Below are 17,313 nucleotides of genomic sequence, written 5' to 3'. Positions count from 1 at the left end.
CAGGTCAGGCCGTCCGGAAGACCGCGGACTCCCCCGCCGGCCAGGCCCGCGGCGCGTCGCCACCGGCGCGGGACTCGGGCAGCTGTTCCGCCTCGGGCTGGTCGGCCTGCGGCACCAACGGCGACACCGGCCGGACCAGACGCTCCCGGGCCGCCTCGTCGAACTCCTGCAGGCCGTGCAGGAGCGCCGCACGTGCCTCGGGTGTCATGTCGGCGAGGATCTCGGCCAGCCGCTGCCGGCGGTCCTCGCGCAGCTCGTCGAGGAGCCGGCGGGCCTCGGCGGTCAGGTGCAGCGAGATCTCCCGCCGGTCGGCCCGCCCGGGCTCCCGCTCCAGCATGCCGGCGGCGACCAGCCGGTCACAGAGTCGGCTGGCCGAGGAGAGCAGCATGTCCAGCCCGCTGGCCAGCCTGCGCAGGTTGATCCCGTCCTGCCGTTCCACGAGCATGACCGCCCGAAGCTGGGCGGTGGAGATCCGGTTCGCCGTCCGTTCCCGGGCACCGTCCCAGACAGTCAGCAGGGCGCCCGCCGCGACATCCAGCTGGGCAGCCATACTCATCTCGGGTCCGGGTGGACCGTGCAGTTCCGCCATGGTGGGGCTGAGCGTACTCCGATTCTGTCGGTGAATGGGCTTGTGATCAAGGAGAAGCCATGAGCGAGCCGGTCGACCGGGCCCGAGCCAGCCTTACCGCGGCGCCCGCAGACCTCCTGCTGGATCGGCTCGGCCCGTTGCTCGCCCGGGGGTACGGCATCACCGACGCCGAGCTCTTCCAGGTCGACTACCGGCTCGCGGCGCTGCTGCCGCTGCGCGGCGGGGAGGAGATCACCACGCCGGGTCATCCGGCCTGGCGCTGCTTCGACCACCAGAGCCCGGTGTACGCCGACCGCACCGGGTACCTTCCGGTCAGCATGCGCGGCGAGCGGCGCGGGGTGCTCCGGGTCACGCCGGTCGCCGACCAGGGCGTACTGGTCGAGCTGGCCGAGATCGGCACCGCGCTGGCCCACGAGCTGACCGCGGTCGACCCGGGCACCGACGTGTACCGCACCGCCCGGCGCAGCCGTCGCCTGACCCTCGCCGCCGAGGTGCAGTGGGAGCAGTTGCCCGGCCGCAGCCGGATCCGTCCCTCGTTCAGCCTGGCCGGGCAGCTGGAACCGGCGTACGCGGTGCGCGGTGACAGCTTCGACTGGTCCGACGACGGTGACCGGGTCTGGACGGCCACGATCAACGGCATGGGTGAGGGGGTCGCCGCGTCGATGCTCACCACCCTCGCCACCTGCGCCCTGCGCAACGCCCGGCGGGCCGGCATCTCGCTGGCCGACCAGGCCTCGCTGGCCGACCAGGCGATCTACGCCCTGCACCGGGGCGAGCAGCACCTGGCCACCCTGCTGATCGAGGTCGACCTGCACAGCGGGCTGCTCACCGCCGTCGACGCCGGTTCACCGCGGCTCGTCCTGCTGCGTGGCGGGGAGGTCAGCGTGCAGCAGTTGGAGGAACAGTTCCCGCTCGGCATGTTCGAGGGGACGCACTACCGCGAGCAGCACATCCAACTCGAACGCGGCGACCGGCTGTTCATGATCAGCGACGGGGTGATCGACGCGACCGGGCCGAGCACCCGGTACGGCGAGACCGCGCTGGACCGGATGCTGCGCCGTACCGCGCCGATGAGCCCGCTGGACGCGGTCCGTTCCCTCCTGGGCGACCTGCGGGCGTTCGTCGCCAGCGACCTGACCGACGACGCCGTGGTGGTCTGCCTGGACTGGCTCGGCCCGCAGCCGTAACCGGCCCGCCCGGCCCGGGCCTCAGCACGCGCCGGGACCGTCCCGGGGGCGTCAGTACGCGCCGCGGCTGTTCAGCACGGCACCGAAGGTCTTCCAGAGGATCGTCAGGTCGGCCGCCAGCGACCAGTTCTCCACGTAGTAGAGATCCAGCCGGATGCCGTCCTCCCAGCTCAGGTCCGACCGGCCGCTGACCTGCCAGAGGCCGGTCATGCCGGGCTTGACCAGCAACCGCCGGGCCACGTCGCCGTCGTAGCGGGCCACCTCGGAGGGCAGCGGCGGACGGGGACCGACCAGGCTCATCTGCCCGAGCAGGACGTTGACCAACTGCGGCAACTCGTCCAGCGACCACTTGCGCAGCAGCCGCCCGACCCGGGTCACCCGCGGATCGTCCCGCATCTTGAACAGCAGGCCGTCGGTCTCGTTGCGGGCCGCCAGCTCGGCCAGCAGGGCGTCCGCGTTGACCACCATGGTGCGGAACTTGAAGACCCCGAACTCCCGGCCACCCTGGCCGACCCGGATCTGCCGGAACAGCACCGGGCCACGGCTGTTGAGCTTGACGGCCAGCGCGATGACCGCCAGCAGCGGCAGCAACAGGGCCAGCGCCAGCAGCGACGCCGACCGGTCGACGAATCCCTTCACCAGCTTGCGCGCCCCACGGAACTCCGGCGCCTCCACGTGGATCAGCGGCAGCCCGGCGACCGGACGGGTGTGGATGCGGGGGCCGGCCACGTCGGTCAGCGCCGGGGCGAGCACCAGGTCGATCCCGGTGCCCTCGAGCTGCCAGCCGAGCCGACGCAGCCGGGTGGCGGTGAGTTCGCCGCAGGCGGTGACGGCGACGGTGTCCGCGCCGATCGCGGCGGCGGCCTCCGGGATGCCCCGGAACGAGCCGACCACCGGTACGTCGCCGAGCCGTTGGGCCACCGGGGCCAGCAGGGCGTCCGGGATGCAGGCACCCACCACCTCGTAGCCGGCGTACGGCTCGCGGCGCAACGTGTGCACCAGCTCCAGCACGTGCGCGGTGTCGCCGACCACCAGCACCCGCCGGGACCAGCCGGCGCCCCGGGAACGGGCCCGGTGCAGGCGTTTACGGGCGGCGAAGCGGGCGACCTCCAGGCCGACGGTGCCGACGGCGAACGAGATCGCCAGGAAGCCCCGGGAGACGCCGACGTCGGCGACGTAGCCGGCGATGGCGACCGCACCGGCGAGCCGGAGACTGGCCATGCTGACCCGGCGGTACTCGTCCGCGCCGTAGCCGATCACCCGGTCGTCGTAGCAGCGCATCGCCTTCAGCGAGACCAGCCAGGCCAGGACCAGCCCGGGGGCGACCAGGACGTAGGGCACGTGGGTGTCCCGCGGCGCGGCGTCACCGAACCGGGCGGCGTAGCCGGCGAGCACCGCCAGGGTCAGCACGGCGGCGTCCAGCACCACCAGGCTGCGCACGTACGCCCGCTGGTCGCTGCGTACCGATCTGCTCGACGACGAGGCGCCGTCCGGTCGCGTCGAAGATCTGGCGGGGGTCAACAGCGTCGCCGAGGTCACCAGCCCTCCCACTTCGCTCGCCGACGGCCCGGGCCCGGTTCAGATCGAAGCCGGAGCGACCGGTGCACGACGACATCCTGCCCTGACAACTATGGTGGCCGATTGCTTCGGACGTATTGCCGTCACTTTGTGGAGCTGGCACGCAAACCGAAACGAGCCTGTGGTAACAGGAATCCCCGTCGCCACCACAGGCTCGTCACCTGTCACTCGGCTCAGGCCGGCGCCTTCCGCAGGGCGATCGCCCGGAGGAAGATGTCGCTGATCTTGGTCGGGTCGGCGGCGATGAACGCGCCACCACCGGCACTCTCCGCGATGGTGTCCAGCTCCGACTTGCTGACCTCGGTGCCGATACCGATGATGATCACCTGGATCGGCTGGTCCGGATCCTTGATCCGCTCAAGCTCGGCGATCAACTGGCGCTGCGAGATGCCGTTGTCGTCCTCGTTCTTACCGTCGGTGAAGAGCACGATCGAGTTGACCTTGCCTGGTTCCCAGTTCTGCTGGACGTCCTTGTAGGCGGCCAGCAGCGTGTCGTAGAGCCCGGTGTCACCACTGGACGAGACGACCGTGTCCAGGCCCCGTTCCAGGGTGCTGCGCTGCCTCGACAGTGGCCCGATCGGCACCACCTCGCGGTAGTCGCGCGGGCCGTCCAGGTTCGTCGAGAAGACCCACAGGCCGATCGACCAGGAGTCGTCGAACAGGTTCAGACCACGCCGGGCCGCTTCCGCGGTGACCTGCTGGCGGGTCGCGCCGTTCGCGGTCGGTACCGGCTTCTTCATCGAGCCGGAGACGTCGATGATGCAGAGCATCCGCCCGGACAGGGTGGCGATGGACCAGCTGGAGACGGCGCGCTCCACCGCGTCCGGCGCGAGCCCCCCGGCGGCGACGCCGCCCTGCGGTGGTGGCGCGGAGGAGGGGTCGCCACCGGCCGGGCTCGGTGCGCCCTGCGGCGGGGCGAAGCCGTTGCCCCAGTTGCCGTCCGGCCCGCGCAGCGACTGCGCGGCCAGCTTGTCCTTGAACGACGAGGTGGTGAGCACCTCGAACAGCACCCGGGCTGCGGAGTCCTTGGCCGGCTCGATGCCGGGCAGCACCGCGTACGGGTAGTCCAACGGCAACGGCGACGGCTTCAGGTAGAGCGCCGCCAACGGCACCGGCGGCTTCTTCGCGTTGTACTGGATGACGTCCTCTTCGGACAGTGCCGCCGCGCCGAGCGCGCTGGCCAGCGTGGTGCCGTCCGCCGCGGTCGGGAACTTGGCGAGCAGGTCCTGACGCAGCGCCGAGGCGCCGGAGGCCAACGCGCGCAGCGCCCCGATGCGGTCCTGCTCGGCGGTGGCGCCACCGGCCGACGACGCGGCGGTCATCAGCGACAGCAGGCCGGACAGGCCGGCCGCGTCCCGGGTCGGCTCGACGATGCCGGTCTTCAACGGCCGGTCGCTGTTGACCCGGGCCAGCAGTTCGGTCCAGCCGAGTTCCTTCTGCGGCCAACCGAGCCGGGTCGCGATCGGCTCGGGCATGGCGACGACCACCGGGCTGCTCGCCACGGACGCGCCGTTGCCCGGCGCGAAGGCCGCCGCGCCGCCGGTCTGCAACCGCAGCAGCCAGGTGGAGGAGTCCGGAATCCAGACGTCCGGGCTGACCGCCGTGCCGCTGGCCTGGCCGACGCCGGCCAGCGTGGCGCCGTGCTTGGCCGCCACCACCGCGGCCACCTCGACCGGGTCGGAGGCCGCGACCGTCACGTCGATGCAGGTGCCGTCGACCGCCGCGCCGTTCGCCTCCCACTCGGAGGCCGCCGCGTCGACCGCCGGTGCGAGTTCGGTCGCCACCGCGACCGACAACTCGATCTTGCCCGAGCAGTCCGGCCCGGCGAGTTGGCGGTAGCCCACCCAACCTCCGGCCGTGACGACGAGCACGCCGACCGCGGCTGCGGCGGCGGCACCGTGAATACCTGAACGCATGCGATGGCGGCCTGCTGACACGCAGACCATCTTCCGTACCCGACCGGGCCACTGCCATGGCCGTTCGGACGAAAGTTACAGAGGAGAAACAGTTTACCGTGATTCAGTAACTTTGAGTGAGGACTCAGCGCCGCAATGTGGATGCATCAATGTCCAACGCCCACTATCAGGGCAGAACGCAGGTAGGGCTGGGAATCGCCACCGGCTCGCCGACCGGCACCGGCAAACCCTTCTCCCGGTCGACCCGGAACGTCCGCACCATGTCCGCCCGCTCGTCGGCGACGTAGAGGTACCCCCCGGTCAACACGAAGTGCCGGGGCCACTCCCCACCGGTCTCCACCTCGCCGACCAGTTCCGGCAGGCCCGGGCCGAGAGCGAAGACGGCGATCGTACCGACCCCCCGGTTGGCCAGGTAGAGGAACCGGCCGTCCGCGTCGACCGCGATCTCCGAGGGCTGGACGTGCCCGGCCCGGTCACTGGCGGCGACCCGCCCCCGCAGGTGCAGCGCGCCGTCCCCGGTCGACTCGTACGCCAGCACCGAACCGTCGAGTTCGCCGGAGACGTACAGGCGTCGGCCGTCCGGATGGCGGGCCAGATGGCGGGGCCCCACGCCGGGGGTCGTCCGCACCCGGGGGGCCCGGGGCACCAGCCGACCCGAGGCGGCGTCGAGGTCGTACCGGTAGATGGAATCGGTGCCCAGGTCCACCGCGAGCAGCGGTTCGTGGCCGGCGCCCGGCGAGACCATGTGCGTGTGTGCCTGCTCCTGGCGCTCCGGATCGGGGCCGTGCCCCTGGTGCTGCACCAGGTCGGTGCGCTCGCCGGGCACCCCGTCCGGATCGAGCGGCAGCACGGTCACGCTCCCGCCGCCGTAGTTGGCCACGAAGAGGTACCCGCCGTCCGGCGCGACCGCCAGATGGCAGGGCTCCGCACCGCCGGTCGGACGTGCACCCAGCGCCGTCAGGTCACCGTCGTCCCCCACCCGCCAGGCACCGACCGCGCCGGTGGGCAGCTCGCTGACCGCGTACAACACCGGCCGGGTCGGGTGGCGGGCGAGGAAGGACGGTGACGCGGTGACCGCGACCGTGCCCAGCGAGGTCAGCTCGCCGGTGTCCGGGTCACGCCGGGCGGCGACGATGCCGGTGCCCCGCCCGTCGCTGTGCGCGGTGTAACCACCGATGTGAAAGATGTCGCCTCGACCCGCCACCGGGTAGCCGCCTTCCGCCGTCCTCGCCCGTCGATCCCACCGTCAAGCCTTCCCCCGACGTCAGCGGATTAGACCTGCGATCCGCGGCGCATCGGCGGTCACCCCGCTGGCACCGGTTCGCCCCGCTGCCGGGCGACGTGCTCCACCAGCGAGATCAGCACCGCCTTGCCGGACTGCCGGTCCCGGGCGTCGCAGAGCACCATCGGCACGTCCGGGTCGAGGTCCAGCGCCCGGCGTACGGCCTCCAGGCTGAACCGTTGCGAACCGTCGAAGCAGTTGACGCCGACCACGAACGGGATGCCCCGCTGCTCGAAGTAGTCGATCGACGGGAAGCAGTCCGCCAGCCGTCGGGTGTCGGCGAGCACCACCGCGCCGAGGGCGCCGAAGGCCAACTCGTCCCAGAGGAACCAGAACCGATCCTGTCCGGGCGTACCGAAGAGGTACAGCTGGAGATCGTCGTTGATGGTGATGCGTCCGAAGTCCATCGCCACCGTGGTGGTCGACTTGGTCTCCACCCCGGAGATGTCGTCGGTGTCGACACCGGCGCCGGTGAGGATCTCCTCCGTCTGCAACGGCCGCACCTCGCTCAACGCGCTGACCAGCGTCGTCTTGCCGGCGCCGAACCCGCCGGCGATGAGGATCTTCAGCGCGATCGGGACCCGGTGGCCCCACCGCTCGGCGTCATAACGCACGGAGTCCATCGACCACCGCCTTGAGGATGTCGTTGTCGGGCAGATACGTGGCGCGCGGCGGCTGGTGCACGGCGACCAGCCCCCGGGACAGCAGGTCACCGAGTAACACCCGGACCACGCCGACCGCCAGGTCCAGGTCGGCGGCGAGTTCCACCACCGGAGTGCCCCGGCCGGCTAGTTCCACCAACAGCCGGTGCTCCGGATGCAGCTCCGGGTACGCGGCGAGATCCGGATCCGGCTTCGCCAGCACGTACGCGACCAGGTCGACGCCGTCCGCGCTGGGCCGTACCCGTCCGCCGGTCAGGGTGTACGGCCGTACCACCGGCCCGGCGTCGTCGTCGAGCCACTCGTGTCGGTGCCCGGGTAAGTCAGTCCGCATCGGCGGCACCCACCGACGCCCGGACCGGCGCTCCCAGGTTCTCGCCCACGCGGGTCACCAACATCGCCATCTCGTACGCCACCAGGCCGATGTCCGCGTCCGCGTCGCTGGCCACCGCCAGGCAGGCGCCCTGCCCCGCCGCGGTCACGATGAGGTACGCCGACTCCATCTCCACCACCGTCTGCCGGACCGGCCCACCGGTGAGTTGCCGGCTGGCGCCCCGGGCCAGACTGGCGAGGCCGGAGGCCAGCGCGCACAGGTGCTCGGCGTCGGCACGGTCCAGCTCGGCGGAGGAGCCCAGCAGGAGCCCGTCCGCCGAGAGCACCACCGCGCGTCGCGCGGTCGGCACCCGCTCCACCAGATCGTCGAGCAACCAGTCGAGATTGGCGCTCTGCCTCGTCGATTGCATCAGGCGTCCCTCTCAGTAGCGGTCGGGGATTCCACAGTGGCCGAACCGCCGTCCGGCGGCTCGGTCGGCCCGGCTGCGGCGGCGTCTTCGGCGCCATCCCCGGGCCGGGTCGCACCGGCGCCCGCGCCGGGCCGGGTCGCATCGGCGCCCGGCCCGGAAGAGGCCGGCGTCTCCGATCGGTCCGCGTCCGTCCCGGCGGCCAATCGGCCCCGGGCCGTGCCGGCCTGTAGGGCCGACATGAACCGCCGCGCCTGCTCCGGGCTGCGCGGCGTGGGCTCGCCGACCGGCCGGGGCGCGGTCCGGGGTGGCACCACCGGCTGCCGCAGGGTCGGACCGTCGATCGCCGCCGACGACGTGGACCGGGGCGTCAGCGCGGGCAGCCGCACGGTCGGGGTGTCCACCGGGCCGCGAGCACCGTCGCCCGCCGCCGCCGTACCCCCCGTCGCCCCGGCCGCGACCTCCGCGGCGTGCGGCGTCGTGGCCGGCTCGACGGTCGTACCGGCCCGGCGGTGCCGACGGATCCGGCGTGGCAGCCCACCGTCCTCGGCCGGTTCGACGGTCGACGCCTGGTCGGGGCCGCCCCGTCGCCCGGCGGGCTCACCGGGAGCCGACCGGCGGGCCGGGTCGTCGGGCGCCGTCGTACGCGACGACGGTCGGGAGCGCTGCCGGGGAACCGTGGTCAGTCGGGTCGCCCGTGCCAGCCGCCGCTGCTCCGGGCTGACGGCACCGTCCTCGGCCTGCGCGGGCTCCAGGTCGGGCAACGCCGACGGCTCGGCCGTGATCAGCTCGGTGGGGATCAGCACCACCGCCGCCAGGCCGGGCCCGTCGGACTTGCGCAGTCGCACCCGTACGCCGTGCCGGGCGGCCAGCCGCGCCACCACGAACAACCCGAGCCGGGCCGTCTCCGCCGGGTCGAACTCGGGCGCCCGGGCCAGCTTGTCGTTGGCCTCCTCGATCGCGGTCGCGGTCATGCCCAGGCCCTGGTCGGACACCGAGAGGGCGTACCCGTGGGCGACGTGCTCGCCAGCGACCTCCACCCGCGACTGCGGCGGCGAGAAGGCGGTGGCGTTCTCGATCAGCTCGGCGAGCAGGTGGATGATGTCGCCCACCGCCCGGCCCACCGTCCCGGCGGGTTGCACGGCGGTGATGTCGACCCGGTCGTACGACTCGACCTCGGAGATCGCCCCGCGGATCAGGTCCACCATGGCCACCGGGTTACGCCAGCCCCGCCCCGGCGCCGATCCGGCGAGGATGACCAGGTCCTCGGCGTGCCGGCGGAGCCGGGTGGCGAGGTGGTCGACCCGGAACAGTTCGGCGAGGTAGTCCGGATCCTCCGCGTCGCGCTCCAGTCGGTCGAGCAGGGCGAGTTGGCGGTGCACCAGGCCCTGGCTGCGCCGGGCGATGTTCAGGAAGACCTCGTTCAGTCCGCGGCGCAGGGTGACCTCGACCTGGGCGGCCTGGATGGCGACCCGCTGCACCTCGGTGAAGGCCTGGGCCACCTGGCCGATCTCGTCGGCTCCCCGGTCGGCCACCGGTGTCTCCCGGGCCACGTCCACCGGCTCGCCCCGGCGCAGCCGATCCACCACCTCCGGCAGGCGCCGTTCGGCGGTCTCCTTCAGAGTGCCGCGTACCAGGGTGAGCCGCTGCGCGAGGGAACGACCGACCCGCAGCGCCACCACCAGCGAGAGCACGACGGCGATCAGGCCGAGCAGCCCGGCGGCGGCCAGCCGGGCCAGGGTACGAACCGCCATCGGCACCGACCGGTCGGCCAGGCTGTCGGCCTGGGCCAGTTCGAAGTCACGCAGCGACTGCTGCACGGTGTCGTAGCCGAGCTGCCACGCTTGCGGGTCGACCGTCACCCGGGCCGACGGGCCGGCGGCGATCAGGTCGTCCTGCATCGACCGCAGCCGGCCGAACGCCTCCTGCTCGGTCAACCGCTGGTAGGTGGCCTGGTCGGCCTCCGGCAGGTCCGCCACGGCGTGCTCGGCGAGGAACCACTGGCTGCCGACGCTCTGCACGAGCATCGTGTGCTCGCCCTTGGCGAACCCTCCGCCGGCCAGCGCCCCGGCCAGCAGCGCGTCGGTCTGCCCGAGCAGTTCACGGGAGCGACCGAGGTCGGTCAGGGCCCGCGCCTCCCGGTTGAGGTCCTCGTCCGGCAGGTTCGCCAGGGCCTCGAAGGTGTGGAACGCGGCCGAGACCATTCCACTGTAGAGCCCGATGGTGCCCACCCGGTCGAGCTGTCGACCGTCGATCGCCGCGCGCCCCTGCGGCAACTCCGCCAGCTCACCCAGCAACCGGTCCAGCCGGGCTTCGAGCAGCTCGCCCGCGGCGTCCCGGAGCTTGTCGCCGGAGACCCGGCGCCGCAGCTCGGCGACGGCCGCGTCGGTGCGTTCCCGCTGCTCCAGCAGGGCCGGCAGCACACAACCGGCCGACTGCCGGTCGCAGGCCGCGCGGGGCGCGGCGAGCTGCACCACCGAGAGCCGTCGCTCCCGTTGCAGCTCGGCCACCACGGTCTCGCCGGGTCGGCCCAGGTCGTAGAGGAGGGTCCGGGCGGCCAGCAGGTCGAGGGCCGGCCCGAAGGTGAGCGTGGTGGCGAAGATCCACAGTGCCAGCAGCGCGGTCACCGGCACGACGACCAACGCGGTCAGCTTGGAGCGGATCGGCCAGTCGCGGGTGTTCAATCGGACCTCGCCCGGAGAGGTGGCTGGAGGGGCTCCGGCACGGCCGGGCAGCGCCGTCACCGGGACGCGACCCGGTTGCCCGCCGGGACGCCGACTCGGGCGCCTTGGGCAGGATACGTAATCCGCGCTCGACGCACTACCGTCCGTCGAGACTACCGGTACGTTGCCGAACGTCCCGGCCGATATCTGGTACGAGACTTGCCCCCGGGTGGGCGCTTTCGTACCAAGATCCGCGGCTGTGGGGGCAAGTCGGCGCAGGAAAGTGCTCCGGAACGGGATTGGCGATCAGTGGACGGAGGGAATACCTGCAGGCGAAGGAGGAGCCATGTCGCCCACGCAGATAGTCGTCACCGTCCTCGTCATCCTGATCCTCGCCGCCGTCGCCGCGGCCGTCGTCGTGGCGGGCCGCCGCCGGGCGCTTCGTCAGCGATTCGGTCCGGAGTACGACCATGTCATCGCCGAGCAGGACAGCCGCAGCGCGGCCGAGCGGGAACTGCGGGACCGGGAACGCCGGCACGCCGAACTCGAACTGGTCCCGCTCGAACCCGCCTCCCGCGCCCGGTACGCCGCCGCCTGGGAGGAACTCCAGGTCCGCTTCATCGACTCCCCCGCCGAGACCGTCGGCCAGGCGGACGAACTGGTCACCCGGCTCGTCGCCGAGCGCGGCTACCCCACGGGTGACTTCTCCGACCAACTCGCCCACCTGTCCGTGGACCATGCCCGGACGCTCAGCCACTACCGGGACGCCCACGAGATCCACCTGCGCAACTCCCGGGGCGAGGCCAGCACCGAGGACCTTCGCCAAGCCGTCGTCCACTACCGCGCCCTCTTCGCCGACCTGCTCGGTGCGGAGCCGGTGGCGGCGCGGACGCCGGAGCAGCGCCACCGCGACGCCGCCCACGACGCCACCAACCGCTGAGGAGACCACCATGCGGCAGGAAGAGAAGCTGAACAACGATCACCCCGACACCATCCGGTCGACGCCGGTGCAGGTACCGCCGAGCGGCGACGACCGTGACATCGCGGACGACTTCGACGGCCACGACGAGTCGGAGCCGCGGACGGAGTCCACCGCCGAGCGCGCCCGGCCCTGGGACGGACGGCCGGGTGACGACGGCGAGCAGGCCGAGTTCCACGAGCCGGGCCCCGTGCCGACCACCTTCGGCGCCACCACCGTGGGTGGGGCGGTGGCCGCTTCCGCGCTGGCCAACCCGCGTCCCGAGAACGAGCCCGACCCGCGTGAGGAGCGTACCGCCCAGCCGGGCGACGGCGCGGTCGACGGCGAGCGGGAGGGGCTGCGCGCCGACCCGACGGCCGAGTTCGACGGTACGACCGGGACCGGTCGGACCGTCGACGGCCTCGCCCACGACGACACCAGGCCGCACGACGACGCCACCGACGACGACATCGAGGCGCGGGACGACATCGAGGCGCGGGACGTGCCCGCCGTCGGCGGGCACCGGGCCGACGCCGACGAGCACCGGGCCGACGCCGACGGGCACCGGGCCGACGCGGACGAGCTGAGCCGACCGGCAGCGACGACCGGAGTGGACGGCGCGGCGGCAGCCGCCGGGGGCGCCGGTTACGGCAGCGCCACCCCGGCGATGGTCGATCCGGACGCGCAGTCCCCCAACGGGACGTCCACGGCCGTACCGGCGGGGGCGGCGACCCTCTTCGACGGGAGCACCGCGCAGGGTTTCCGGGACCGCTGGCGGGACGTCCAGCTGCGCTTCGTGGACGACCCCCGGGCTGCGGCCGGCGAGGCGCAGTCGCTGGTCGACGAGGCGATGGAGGCGCTCTCCGCCGCGCTGGCCGAGCACAAGAAGAAGCTGGGCGGCTGGCAGGAAGCCGGGGCGACCGACACCGAGCAGCTACGGGTGGCCGTCCGGGAGTACCGCGACTTCCTCGACCGGGTTCTCGGTCGCTGACGAACCGATCCGCCGGAGGCGGGCGTCCTGGTCGGGACGCCCGCCTCCGTCCTGCCCCGGCACCGCGAACCCGGCCGGGCGGCGGACGGGTCGGCGGGGCATGGTGGGCGGGTTGGTGGGTACCCGGCAGCGGGCCAGGTGAAGCGGCTGCGGACAGGAGGGCAGCAACGATGACGGATCGTGAGCGGGAACGCCCGCTGGAGGAGCGCCCCGAGGTGGCCGCGGCGGTGGACGACGACAGCGGCGTGCCGGCGCTGATGACCGGAGGCGGTCCCGACGCGGAGAGCCCGACCTTCGCCGAACCGGGCGAACGGGTGGACCAGGGCGCGCCGACCGACCCCGTCATCGGCGATCCGTACGCCGCCGGCACCGGGGCGACCGGCACCGGCACGGGTGCCGCCCCGGACAACATTCGCACCGGTGCCGAACAGCCGTGGGATCCCGAGGACCTGGTCGTCGCCCGAGGGCTGGATCCGACCCCGGAGAACGTCGAGCGGGCCCGGCGGGAGTTGGCCGAGACCGGTCGGGAAGCGGTCGAGAAGACCGTGCCCTGACCCGAGGCGGCTGCCCACCGGCGACAAGGTCGCCGGGCCCGGTGCCGCCGCGGGGGTGGGCCCCTGGTCCGACCGGTGCGGTCGGACCAGGGGCCCGGGGAACCTGCCGCCGCAGCGCCTCACCTACTGCTGGCGGCCGGTGTGCCTGACCGTCAGGACAACGGCGGGTAGGCGTTGCGCATCAGCTCGGAGAGCTGGGCCGGGAACCAGGCGCCCGAGATCGGGGCGTCCGGCAGGGCACCGCTGCGGTTGTTGCCGTTGCGCTCGTTGCCGGTGTAGGTCGGGTCGCACATCCGGTCGAAGCCCTTGCCGTCGTTGTTCGGGATCTCGCGGCTGGAGCCGTCCGACTCACCCGGGGGCTTGATCCAGACGTACGCGTCGATGCCCGGCTCCGGCGCGGCCCTCGGCCGCTCGCCCAGACCGGCACCGGCCTGGTTGCACCAGTTGCCCTTGTGGATGCGCCGGTCGACCCGGCCACCGTCCACGTAGGCGTCCACGCTGGTCGTCGGGCCCGCGCCGGTCGGACGGTTCGCACCGCCCCAGCCGTTGCGGGAGGTGTCGATCAGCATGCCGATGCCGCTGTCGAAGCCCTGCCGGACGAGTTCCTGGCGGAACGCCTGGGCGAAGGACAGCTCGTCGTTGTACTGGTTCCAGTCGATCCACTTCGACTGGCGCACCGTCTGCCCGTTCACCGAGTCGGTGACCCGGGCGTACGGCTCACGCAGGGCCGAGTAGTTCGCGGTGTTGACGATGAAGCCGTGCACGTTGGCGGTGGTGGAGCCGGAGGCCCGTGCGGCGTCTCGCAGGATCTGCGCGGTCGGGACGAAGTTGCTGTCCCAGCCGAGCCAGCCGTGGTGGCCGGCGTCGATGTAGTTGTAGACGTTCGGGATCGCACCCAGCTTGGCCAGGGCGTAGCCGACACCCTCGACGTACGCGCCGTTGGCCTTCACCGTGTCGCACATCGCGGTGCCACCCGGGTTGTTGGTGGTGTTGGTCACCAGGTTCGGCAGCGAGTCGATCTCGATGACGGTGATGATCCGCAGGTTGCGGTACTTCGTGTCACCCATGATCGCCGCGATCGGGTCGATGTACTGCGCCTTGTACCGGGGCAGTTCGTGGGCCTGCAGCTCACCGTTCGAGGCGAGCGCCGCGCAGTCCCGGCCGGGCAGGTTGTAGATCACGACCTGGATGTACTGGGCGTTCTGCCGCAGCGCCTCGTCCAGGTGGTCACGCAGACCCATCGGGCCGTTGGACTGGCTGTTGTCGGTGCCCTCGATCGCCGCGATCCGGTCCAGCCAGACACCCGTCGGGGTGTTCGAGATCCGGTTGCCACCGGCGACCGACTCGGCCTTGGCCTTCCACTCCGGGTTCACGTAGCCCCGGGCGTTCACGTACGGGTTGTCCACCCGAGGTCCGCCGGGCGGCGGCGTGGTGGGCGGCGGGGTGGTGGGCGGCGGAGTCGTGGGCGGCGGCGTGGTCGGCGGAGTCGTGGTGGGCGGCGGGGTCGTCGGGGTGGTGCCGCCGTTGCAGGCGACCCCGTTGACCGTGAACGAGGTGGGCCGCGGGTTGCTGCCGCTCCAGCTGCCGTTGAAGCCGATGCTGGCGGTGCCGCCGGTGGCCAGGTTGCCGTTGTACGCCTCGTTCTGCGCGGTCACGTTGCGGCCCGACTGGCTCCACCGGGCCGACCAGCCCTGCTGGACGCGCTGGTTGGCGTCGGGGAACGTGAAGCCGAGGGTCCACCCGTTGAGCGGGTCGCCGATGTTCCTGATCGTGATGTTGGCGGTGAAGCCGCCCTGCCAGTCGTTGGTCGTGTAGGCCACGTCGCACTGCGTCGCCGCGTGCGCCGCGGTGACCGGAAGCGTCACCAAGCCGCCCGCGACCAGCGCGCTCGCGCCGGCCAGCGCGACGGCCCGGCGACGGCCGGACAGCCTTCTCCACACATTCATGCCACTGATCTCCTTGGGCGAGACCGGATCCGCGTACGGCCCGGCACGTGGCCCCAGGGCGTCCTGTGTGGACGGCCACCGGCGCCAACGGGATATTCGGGAGCGCCCGACCCGGGCGGGCGTTGGTGGTGGTGCGACGACCGGCGTAGCCGGTCGGCGGCGGATGGTCGTCCGGTGCAACCGGCTGCCCTCGACACCCTGCCTACGCGGTGTGGCTCCGCGAACCGCGTGCAGCGATTCTTGCATGGGAGCGCTTCCATGGCAATGGTTCGATACTTTCGAAACCTTACCTCGCCACGCCGGGGCGACCCGCCGGCCGGCGGTCCGCGGGAGCGGGCGACGGGGCCGGAGCCGGCACACCCGCATCGAAGCCCGGACAGGGCGGTACGCGCGAACCTACCGGCCCCGCGAAGTCGACAACCCGAACTAATGCCAAAACGCGAATCTTTCCCTGCATAAGTCATGAAACGGTCTAACGTCGGTTATGGCTCGGTTGTCACCGGCCGCAGGACAAATCAGGGATGGAGTGACTCAGGTCATGGCTAAGAAGATGCTCGGGAAGGTCGTGGCGGGGGCTGCCCTCGGCGGCGCCTCCCTGCTGGTGTTCGCGCCGGGAGTCGCGTTCGCCGACGGCCAGCCCCACGAGGACGAAGGCAAGGTCTTCGCCAAGCCGCACGCCGCCAAGCCCGGCGAAGAGATCAAGCTGGTGGAGGTCTGCCCCAGCCCGCAGGAGAACCCCTTTGTCTGGTCCAAGGTCACCGGCAAGGTCAAGCTCGAACCGGCCCGCGACGGTGGGCAGTGGGGTGGCGACCGCGGTGGCTGGAACCGGGAAGAGGGTTCCTACGAGCACGGCGGGGACCGCAGAGACTGGCAGGACGACAAGAGCTGGGACAAGGGCAAGGACGACAAGGGCAAGGACTGGGAGGGCGGCGACGACCGCGGCGAGTGGCAGGGCCGCGACGAAGCTCCCCAGTACGGTTCCGGTGGGGGTGCCGCCGCCGACGACCAGCAGGACTGGAAGAGCGACGAGCACGGCCAGGACGCGGAGCGGGGCCGTGACTCGGAGGGCGGCAAGGACCGCGAGGAGTGGCAGGGCCGCGAGGGCGAGGAGTCCAAGGGCGGCTGGCAGGGCCGCGACGAGTACGGCTCGGACTCCGGCGAGTGGTCGGGCGAGCGCGACTGGGCCGGCGAGCGCGAGTGGGCCGGCGAGGAGTCCGCGGAGCGCGGCAAGGACGGCGACTGGGAGCACAAGAAGGACTTCGTCTACTACGGCGAGGCCCGGATCGCCAGGGACGCCAAGCCCGGCACGTACAAGTTGGAAGGCTCCTGTGGCGTGGGCGAACTGGTCGTCCTGCCGCACGGCGGGGTCGACGGTGGTGACGGCGGCATGACCGCCGGCGCCGACCGCGGGATGGCCACCGCCGGAGCGGGTCTGGTCGGCGCGGCCGCCCTCGGCGGCCTCGTGCTGCTGCGCCGCCGCCGGGTCGATGAGTTCGCGGCCTGACGCGACGACGACACGGGCCGACGGCCGTCACGGTAGACCGTGGCGCGCCGTCGGCGCCGTCGTCGTCGTCCTGCTCGCCATGGCGGGTTCCGGCCTGATCGGCGCCTCGTTGAAGACCACCGCGCCGGTGCGCCCACCCCAGCCCGCGGCGCAGACCGGTGTCACCGCGCCGACCGGCGTACCCTTCGACGACGTGGACCTCGGCGGCACCGACGGGCCGGTCCCCGGGCTGGCGCGCGCCGTACCCACCGCGATCAGCATCCCCCGCATCGGCGTCGACGCGCAGATCATGCCGCTCGGCACCAACCCCGACGGCACCGTGCAGGTGCCCCCGCTGGACCAGGCACTGCTTGCCGGCTGGTACGAGCCGGGCCCGAGCCCCGGCGAGGTGGGCAACGCGGTCATCGTCGGACACGTCGACTCGGCGGCCATCGGCCCCGCCGTCTTCTTCTCCCTCGGCGCCCTGCAACCCGGCGACGTCATCACCGTCAGCCGGGCCGACGGCCAGCCGGCCAACTTCCAGGTCGACTCGGTGGCCTCCTACCCGAAGGACGCCTTCCCCACCGAGCAGGTGTACGGCCCGAGCGACCGCCCCGGCCTGCGCGTGGTCACCTGCGGTGGCCAGTTCGACGAGGCCACCGGCGACTACCCCGACAACGTGATCGTCTTCGCCTCGCTGACCAGCTGACTCACTGACCAGCTGGCCACGCTCCACGACCGACCCGGGCGGCCCGGCGGATCATCCC

General features: G+C 72.5%; 15 protein-coding genes. 6 read left to right on the top strand and 9 right to left on the bottom strand.

Features of this window, described 5'->3' with window-relative positions; all coding sequences use genetic code 11:
• Positions 1–4: 4 nt before the first annotated feature.
• On the bottom strand, positions 5–556 hold the full coding sequence (locus D2L64_RS19185; protein ID WP_233559038.1) for a MarR family winged helix-turn-helix transcriptional regulator: 552 nt from the start codon (positions 554–556) through the stop codon (positions 5–7).
• 92 nt (positions 557–648) lie between these two features.
• On the opposite strand from D2L64_RS19185, the gene D2L64_RS19180 reads away from it, so the two are divergent.
• Complete coding sequence (locus tag D2L64_RS19180) at positions 649–1,776, top strand: PP2C family protein-serine/threonine phosphatase (protein WP_119578490.1); 1,128 nt, start codon at positions 649–651, stop codon at positions 1,774–1,776.
• Positions 1,777–1,827: 51 nt separating this feature from the next.
• On the opposite strand, the gene D2L64_RS19175 is transcribed toward D2L64_RS19180, so the two are convergent.
• The 7 genes from D2L64_RS19175 to D2L64_RS19145 all read right to left on the bottom strand — a co-directional run bounded on the left by D2L64_RS19175 (position 1,828) and on the right by D2L64_RS19145 (position 10,635).
• A complete protein-coding gene (locus D2L64_RS19175) occupies positions 1,828–3,315 on the bottom strand; it encodes a sugar transferase (RefSeq protein WP_119578590.1) in 1,488 nt (495 codons plus the stop codon).
• A 212-nt stretch (positions 3,316–3,527) separates the two neighbouring features.
• Positions 3,528–5,291 (bottom strand): substrate-binding domain-containing protein, encoded by a 1,764-nt coding sequence (locus D2L64_RS19170; protein WP_119578588.1) that lies wholly within the window; start codon positions 5,289–5,291, stop codon positions 3,528–3,530.
• Between the two features lie 145 nt (positions 5,292–5,436).
• Positions 5,437–6,474 carry a lactonase family protein gene (locus D2L64_RS19165; protein WP_119578488.1) on the bottom strand — a complete coding sequence of 346 codons (1,038 nt, stop codon included), beginning with the start codon at positions 6,472–6,474 and terminating at the stop codon, positions 5,437–5,439.
• 98 nt (positions 6,475–6,572) lie between these two features.
• Positions 6,573–7,175: a GTP-binding protein gene (locus tag D2L64_RS19160; protein WP_119578486.1), complete on the bottom strand. Its 603-nt coding sequence runs from the start codon at positions 7,173–7,175 to the stop codon at positions 6,573–6,575.
• Positions 7,156–7,545: a DUF742 domain-containing protein gene (locus D2L64_RS19155; RefSeq protein ID WP_119578586.1), complete on the bottom strand. Its 390-nt coding sequence runs from the start codon at positions 7,543–7,545 to the stop codon at positions 7,156–7,158. The genes D2L64_RS19160 and D2L64_RS19155 overlap by 20 nt, the downstream gene beginning before the upstream one ends.
• Positions 7,535–7,954 carry a roadblock/LC7 domain-containing protein gene (locus D2L64_RS19150; protein WP_199714620.1) on the bottom strand — a complete coding sequence of 140 codons (420 nt, stop codon included), beginning with the start codon at positions 7,952–7,954 and terminating at the stop codon, positions 7,535–7,537. Before D2L64_RS19150 ends, D2L64_RS19155 begins: the two co-directional genes overlap by 11 nt.
• On the bottom strand, positions 7,954–10,635 hold the full coding sequence (locus tag D2L64_RS19145; protein WP_119578482.1) for a sensor histidine kinase: 2,682 nt from the start codon (positions 10,633–10,635) through the stop codon (positions 7,954–7,956). Before D2L64_RS19145 ends, D2L64_RS19150 begins: the two co-directional genes overlap by 1 nt.
• 325 nt (positions 10,636–10,960) lie before the next feature.
• Here D2L64_RS19145 and D2L64_RS19140 point away from each other — a divergent pair, with 325 nt between their 5' ends.
• From D2L64_RS19140 to D2L64_RS19130, 3 genes are all read left to right on the top strand, one after another.
• Positions 10,961–11,554 (top strand): hypothetical protein, encoded by a 594-nt coding sequence (locus tag D2L64_RS19140; RefSeq protein ID WP_119578480.1) that lies wholly within the window; start codon positions 10,961–10,963, stop codon positions 11,552–11,554.
• A 10-nt stretch (positions 11,555–11,564) separates the two neighbouring features.
• Entirely contained in the window at positions 11,565–12,563 is a 999-nt protein-coding gene (locus tag D2L64_RS19135) for a hypothetical protein (protein ID WP_119578478.1), read from the top strand.
• 170 nt (positions 12,564–12,733) lie between these two features.
• Positions 12,734–13,117 carry a hypothetical protein gene (locus D2L64_RS19130; protein WP_119578476.1) on the top strand — a complete coding sequence of 128 codons (384 nt, stop codon included), beginning with the start codon at positions 12,734–12,736 and terminating at the stop codon, positions 13,115–13,117.
• 152 nt (positions 13,118–13,269) lie between these two features.
• Here D2L64_RS19130 and D2L64_RS19125 read toward each other — a convergent pair whose 3' ends face one another.
• On the bottom strand, positions 13,270–15,063 hold the full coding sequence (locus D2L64_RS19125) for a glycoside hydrolase family 6 protein (protein ID WP_119578474.1): 1,794 nt from the start codon (positions 15,061–15,063) through the stop codon (positions 13,270–13,272).
• Positions 15,064–15,601: 538 nt separating this feature from the next.
• Here D2L64_RS19125 and D2L64_RS19120 point away from each other — a divergent pair.
• Positions 15,602–16,567 (top strand): hypothetical protein, encoded by a 966-nt coding sequence (locus D2L64_RS19120; protein WP_119578472.1) that lies wholly within the window; start codon positions 15,602–15,604, stop codon positions 16,565–16,567.
• The gene (locus D2L64_RS19115; RefSeq protein ID WP_119578470.1) at positions 16,551–17,255 is read left to right on the top strand and encodes a class F sortase; all 705 of its coding nucleotides are present in this window, start codon (positions 16,551–16,553) and stop codon (positions 17,253–17,255) included. Before D2L64_RS19120 ends, D2L64_RS19115 begins: the two co-directional genes overlap by 17 nt.
• Positions 17,256–17,313 lie beyond the last annotated feature (58 nt).

This window comes from Micromonospora radicis, from assembly GCF_003583405.1.
GTDB classification, from domain to species: Bacteria; Actinomycetota; Actinomycetes; order Mycobacteriales; family Micromonosporaceae; genus Micromonospora; species Micromonospora radicis.
This window is presented reverse-complemented; position numbering and strand designations above follow the sequence as displayed.

What these genes read in the sequence shown, in the direction of transcription:
- D2L64_RS19185 (WP_233559038.1), bottom strand. Translation starts at nt 556, where the DNA reads ATGAGTATGGCTGCCCAGCTGGATGTCGCGGCGGGCGCCCTGCTGACT.
- D2L64_RS19180 (WP_119578490.1), top strand. Translation starts at nt 649, where the DNA reads ATGAGCGAGCCGGTCGACCGGGCCCGAGCCAGCCTTACCGCGGCGCCC.
- D2L64_RS19160 (WP_119578486.1), bottom strand. Translation starts at nt 7,175, where the DNA reads ATGGACTCCGTGCGTTATGACGCCGAGCGGTGGGGCCACCGGGTCCCG.
- D2L64_RS19155 (WP_119578586.1), bottom strand. Translation starts at nt 7,545, where the DNA reads ATGCGGACTGACTTACCCGGGCACCGACACGAGTGGCTCGACGACGAC.
- D2L64_RS19150 (WP_199714620.1), bottom strand. Translation starts at nt 7,954, where the DNA reads ATGCAATCGACGAGGCAGAGCGCCAATCTCGACTGGTTGCTCGACGAT.
- D2L64_RS19140 (WP_119578480.1), top strand. Translation starts at nt 10,961, where the DNA reads ATGTCGCCCACGCAGATAGTCGTCACCGTCCTCGTCATCCTGATCCTC.
- D2L64_RS19135 (WP_119578478.1), top strand. Translation starts at nt 11,565, where the DNA reads ATGCGGCAGGAAGAGAAGCTGAACAACGATCACCCCGACACCATCCGG.
- D2L64_RS19130 (WP_119578476.1), top strand. Translation starts at nt 12,734, where the DNA reads ATGACGGATCGTGAGCGGGAACGCCCGCTGGAGGAGCGCCCCGAGGTG.
- D2L64_RS19125 (WP_119578474.1), bottom strand. Translation starts at nt 15,063, where the DNA reads ATGAATGTGTGGAGAAGGCTGTCCGGCCGTCGCCGGGCCGTCGCGCTG.
- D2L64_RS19120 (WP_119578472.1), top strand. Translation starts at nt 15,602, where the DNA reads ATGGCTAAGAAGATGCTCGGGAAGGTCGTGGCGGGGGCTGCCCTCGGC.
- D2L64_RS19115 (WP_119578470.1), top strand. Translation starts at nt 16,551, where the DNA reads ATGAGTTCGCGGCCTGACGCGACGACGACACGGGCCGACGGCCGTCAC.